The 2,087-nt window shown below is 61.5% G+C and carries 2 protein-coding genes; both read left to right on the top strand.

Going from position 1 to position 2,087, the window contains the following annotated elements; genetic code table 11:
- Nucleotides 1-273: IS30 family transposase (locus B5483_RS23400; protein WP_139384147.1), on the top strand; the 273-nt coding region annotated here is incomplete at its 5' end.
- A 146-nt stretch (nucleotides 274-419) separates the two neighbouring features.
- The gene (locus B5483_RS22710) at nucleotides 420-1,814 is read left to right on the top strand and encodes an ISNCY family transposase (protein ID WP_079732156.1); all 1,395 of its coding nucleotides are present in this window, start codon (nucleotides 420-422) and stop codon (nucleotides 1,812-1,814) included.
- Nucleotides 1,815-2,087 lie beyond the last annotated feature (273 nt).

The raw sequence follows: 2,087 nt of genomic DNA, 5'->3' as shown, positions 1-2,087 counted from the left end.
TGCAGCTATTTCTGCGACCCAAAGGCCCCATGGCAAAAAGGTGGCGTCGAGAATTTCAACGGCCGGTTGCGCCGCTTCCTACCTTCGGACACCGACATTGCCGCGATGGAAGTGCCCCAGATCGAGGCCATCTGCCACCAGCTCAACAGCACGCCACGCAAGTGTCTTGGCTATCGCACGCCCGGGGAGGTCCTTATGCAGCAAATCAACCTCCCCACACAGCCAAACGATCAGCCGGAGGCGGGGCTCGCCCCGCCTCCGGCTGGATGTTAGAACATCGAACTGACGTCGCACTTCAAATGGAACTCGCAAGCGCTAAGTAGAAATGACACCCCTCTGCTAGATAGAAATGACACCTTCAGGTGTCGTCAGTGGAGCAGCGGTGACATGGTTTTCCTACCGGTTAGGAGAACGCGGCTATGACGGTGCTGGCAATGAGCCATGGCGAGCTTTCGCGATTTGATACGCTGATGCGCGTTGAGCGCGGCGAGCTGCGGGTCGAGGATGCGGCGGCATTGCTGGGATTGAAGCGCCGCCAGGTCTTCCGGTTACTCAAGAGGATGCGCATCGAAGGCGCATCGGGCCTGGTATCACGCAAGCGCGGCCGCCCGAGTAACCGGCGGCATAGCGATGCGTTGCGCGAACAGATCGTTGGACTCGTGCGTGAACATTATCCCGACTTTGGCCCGACACTGGCGCGCGAGTATCTGATTGAGCGCCATGGGATCACGGTAGCGTGCGAGACGCTGCGCCAGCTGATGATTGATGCGGGTTTGTGGAAGGACCGCGAGGCCCGTCGGCCACGTCCCTATCAGCCGCGTTATCGCCGCGACTGCCGCGGCGAGCTGATCCAGGTCGATGGTTCGAAGCATCATTGGTTCGAGGATCGCGGGCCGCAGTGCACGCTGCTGGTGTTCATCGACGATGCGACCAGCGAGCTGATGCACCTGCAGATGGTCGAGAGCGAGAACACCTTCGCCTACATGGAGGCGATGCGCGCGTACATCGAGGCGCATGGCAAGCCGGTGGCGCTCTATTCGGACAAGCACTCGGTGTTTCGCAACAACAGGGCATCGGCCGATGGCGATGGCATGACGCAGTTTGGGCGGGCGCTCGAGGCGCTCAACATCGAGATTATCTGCGCCAATTCGCCGCAGGCCAAGGGCCGGGTCGAGAGGGCGAACGCCACATTACAGGACCGCCTGGTCAAGGCGATGCGGCTTGAGGGCATTTCGTCGATTGCCGAGGCCAACGTGTTTCTGCCCGAATACATGGGGCGTCACAACCAGCGGTTTGCAAAGGCCCCGTTCGATCCGCGTGATCTGCACCGTCCCCTCGCTCCGCACGAGGATCTCGACGCCGAGATGGTCTGGCGGGTGAAGTCCAAGGTGAGCCAGGCGCTGGCGCTGCACTACAACAAGATGCTGTTCATTCTCGAGCCCAGCGCGGTCAGCCGGCCCTTGGCTGGCAAGTGGGTCGAGGTCTGTGAGTTTCCGGATGGCCGGCTCGAGATCCGCTTCGGGGAGCATGTGCTGCCTTACCGGATATTCGACAAGATCCGGCAGGTGAACCAGGCGGCAATTGTCGAGAACAAACACCTCGATGCGGCACTGGCGATGGCGAAGCTGCTGCAGGAGCAGTTGCCGCCGCGGAAGCGCAACAACAATGAGCCATGCCGGCGTTCGCAGCCAACACACATGTTCCCCTCACCTGCACAGGCGCAGGAGGCACCGGTCAAGCGCAAGCGTGGACGACCGCCCCTTCCCCGGCTCACCCCGATCGAGGCGGCGCAGCGCATGCTCGAGACCCAGTGAGCGAGCCCGCTGCCGGGCAGCGGGTCCGGGCGCTGTCACCGCCAGACCAGCGCACCAGCAGGGGCGCCGCTGCGCATGCTCGAAGGGCTGCGCGCCGCCCCTGCTCTATTGGCCGGTGACATTTCTATTTGGCAGAAAAAGGGACTTCTCTAAATGGCAGGAACAAATATTGTAAGCGGGTGGATTCTATTTCGAAGTGCGAAATCCGAGCATTTTGGGGCCTTGGCCCCCTATCGAGGAAATCGCATGGCACCTCCCTATCGACAGCTTTGC

The sequence above is a fragment of the Novosphingobium mathurense genome (assembly GCF_900168325.1).
GTDB lineage: Bacteria > Pseudomonadota > Alphaproteobacteria > Sphingomonadales > Sphingomonadaceae > Novosphingobium > Novosphingobium mathurense.
This window is presented reverse-complemented; position numbering and strand designations above follow the sequence as displayed.

Excerpts from the sequence above, each read along its gene's own strand:
- B5483_RS22710 (WP_079732156.1), top strand. The coding sequence starts at position 420 with ATGACGGTGCTGGCAATGAGCCATGGCGAGCTTTCGCGATTTGATACG.